This window comes from Pedobacter sp. N36a (assembly GCF_014472395.1).
In the GTDB taxonomy this organism is placed as follows: domain Bacteria; phylum Bacteroidota; class Bacteroidia; order Sphingobacteriales; family Sphingobacteriaceae; genus Pedobacter.
In genome coordinates, this window is the sequence record NZ_JACSZW010000032.1 from 1 (window position 1) to 2,660 (window position 2,660).

The 2,660-nt window shown below is 34.7% G+C and carries 4 protein-coding genes; 3 read left to right on the forward strand and 1 reads right to left on the reverse strand.

The genetic code is table 11. The annotated features are described in order from the left end of the window. Positions 1-173 precede the first annotated feature (173 nt). The 3 genes from H9X96_RS22335 to H9X96_RS22345 all read left to right on the forward strand — a co-directional run bounded on the left by H9X96_RS22335 (position 174) and on the right by H9X96_RS22345 (position 2,048). Entirely contained in the window at positions 174-563 is a 390-nt protein-coding gene (locus tag H9X96_RS22335; RefSeq protein ID WP_187668416.1) for a DoxX-like family protein, read from the forward strand. A gap of 1 nt (position 564) precedes the next feature. Further along, complete coding sequence (locus H9X96_RS22340) at positions 565-1,305, forward strand: DUF2071 domain-containing protein (RefSeq protein WP_187668417.1); 741 nt, start codon at positions 565-567, stop codon at positions 1,303-1,305. Positions 1,306-1,367: 62 nt separating this feature from the next. Then, entirely contained in the window at positions 1,368-2,048 is a 681-nt protein-coding gene (locus H9X96_RS22345; RefSeq protein WP_255431216.1) for a class I SAM-dependent methyltransferase, read from the forward strand. 441 nt (positions 2,049-2,489) lie between these two features. Here the strand turns inward: H9X96_RS22345 and H9X96_RS23215 are convergent, their stop codons facing one another. After that, a complete protein-coding gene (locus H9X96_RS23215; RefSeq protein ID WP_370576776.1) occupies positions 2,490-2,654 on the reverse strand; it encodes an IS3 family transposase in 165 nt (54 codons plus the stop codon). Positions 2,655-2,660: the final 6 nt, after the last annotated feature.

Consider the following 2,660-nt stretch of genomic DNA (forward strand, 5'->3'; position numbering starts at 1 on the left):
CTTTCAATGCAAAAGTGAAAGCTTTCAGGGCTACTTCCAGGGGCGTAAGAGATGTCAAATTCTTTCTGTTCAGACTTTCTAAAATCTATGCTTAAACTTCCTTCCCCCCAAGAATTCCGCTTGATCCAAAAAAGCACCAATTCTATAACGCTAACTAGAAAGTCAACCAGATAATGAAATACAAAAATATCCATCGGATCTTATCGATCTCTATTGCCTTAGTTTGGATTGTTAATGGGCTTTTTTGTAAAGTGTTGAACCTTGTGCCAAGGCACGAACAAATTATAGCGAGAATTTTAGGTGATACTTATTCCAGACCATTAGCAATTATAATTGGACTTTCAGAAATAGGAATGGCAATTTGGATTTTATCCAGGATTAAGCCTCGTTTGAATGCTATGATTCAGATTATAACGGTTGCCGCGATGAATATACTTGAATTTATTTTTGTCCCTGACTTTTTGTTTTGGGGTAAAATGAATTCAATCTTTGCATTTATGTTTATACTGACAATCTATCTCAATGAATTCTATATGAACAAAAGAACTGTTAATCCAAGTTGATATGATTTCTGCGCTTAAAAACCATCCTTTCGCAGTGGAAGCTTTCTTTGAGAGTGCTGTTGTTTTAACATTTGCAGTCCCAATGGATCAGCTTAAAGGGCTTATTCCGGAATGCCTCGAGTTAGATATATTTAACGAGAAATGGGCATTCGTGGCGGTGGCTTTGGTGAAGACAAAAGGATTGAGACCAAAAGGTTTTCCTAAATTTTTTGGTAACGATTTCTTCTTAATTGGTTATCGTGTATTTGTAAAATATACCAATGCATCGGGGAAAAGATTAAGAGGCTTATTTATTCTTAAATCGGAGACAGACAAAAGAAGAATGGAATTTATGGGTAATATTTTTACTCATTACAACTATACGACCACGGATATAACTTTAGTTAAGCAAGGGAGTGGTATGCAAATAAAATCTTTGCGTTCAGATTTTACTATAAAAATTGACGAGGCTGCGGGAGAAATCCCATTGCCTGAAGATTCGCCGTTTTCCAATTGGAAAGAAGCAAGAAGGTTTGCAGGGCCTTTACCTTTCACCTTTACCTACAATCAAACTAAGAAAGAAGTTTTAATTATAGAAGGCTTGAGAGAAAACTGGCTACCAAGGCCTGTAAATGTAATAGAACATGATATCTCATTTCTTAAAGCGTTGGATTTAAAAGGCTACGTTTTGGCTAATGCATTTATCATTTCAGATATTCCATATTTTTGGAAAAAAGGAAGAATCGAGCAATGGAAAATATGAGAAAGCCATTTCAAGGAGTTTTGAATATTATCCGCTTTAATTGGCACTTTTAAGCTGTGTCTATGGGGTTTCTATTGCTGTTTTTATTTTTATCAATTACTTATCAATCCTTGTATGGGTATTTTTGGACGGCATGTATTGCAATTCTTTGTCTGAATGTAATTTCGCTATCAGTTTCCCACTATGTATATGATTTATCTGCACTTTATGACTTTAACTGGCTGGATATTCCCGAAACAATACAAAAGGTGATTAATATAAATGCGGGATTTGATGAGACAAGCGTTATTTTAGGAAAAATGCTTATGGCTTCAGAATTAATTGTGCTTGATTTTTATGACCCTTTAATACATACTGAAGTTTCCATTAAACGAGCTAGAAAAGCATATCCGGCATTTCCTGGAACTCGTAGTGTAACGTCAGATAATTTGCAGCTGGAGGAAAATTCTGCGGATAAAATATTTGTAATTCTATCCGCACATGAGATTAGGAACAAAGAGGAGCGGATCAGTTTTTTTAAAGAGCTAAAACGGATAGTAAAACCTTCGGGGCAAATTTTTATTGTAGAACATTTGAGAGATGAGGCTAATTTTTTAGCATATAGTATTGGCTTCCTTCATTTTTATTCCAAATCTACCTGGGTAAAAGTCTTTCAGGCAGCAGAACTTAAAATTCAAAATGAAATAAAAATTACACCATTTATCTCCACCTTTATACTTGAAAAGAATGGAAATACATTTTAAAATTATTGGCGTTTTATTAATTACATTGTCTTTTATGCATGTGATTTTTCCACGGTATTTCAATTGGTCTAAAGAGTTGGTTTCCTTGAGTTTGGTTAATCGTCAGATGATGTATATTCATACGTTTTTCATCGCTTTAGTCGTATTTCTAATTGGAGTTTTATGTTTAACCTCGTCGGATGAATTACGCTCCACCGGACTTGGAAAGAAGATTGTTTTAGGATTTGGTGTTTTTTGGTCAATCAGGTTGTTTCTGCAGTTTTTTGGATATTCTTCGGCACTCTGGAAAGGCAAGTTTAAGGAAACCGTAATACATATCGTATTTTCTCTATTTTGGACATATTTAAGTGTAATTTTTTTCGCTTCCTATTGGATTTGAAAAATGATTGATGTGAAGTACTCCCGGTTTGCTGGACAGCAATAGATCAAACTTAAGATTATTTACGACACTTTTTTATTGCTTTGATAGAATACCTCATTTGGAGTAAGATCCTCCATAGACTGATGCCTTCTTTGATTATTATAAAATTCGACATACCGTTTCACACCCTGGAATAGTTCCATGCCACCGTTAGGCGGGTTCAGGTAAATATATTCCTGTTTCAATGATCT

Coding starts and splice junctions, on each gene's coding strand:
- H9X96_RS22345 (WP_255431216.1), top strand. CDS start 1,368: ATGGGGTTTCTATTGCTGTTTTTATTTTTATCAATTACTTATCAATCC.
- H9X96_RS22340 (WP_187668417.1), top strand. CDS start 565: ATGATTTCTGCGCTTAAAAACCATCCTTTCGCAGTGGAAGCTTTCTTT.
- H9X96_RS22335 (WP_187668416.1), top strand. CDS start 174: ATGAAATACAAAAATATCCATCGGATCTTATCGATCTCTATTGCCTTA.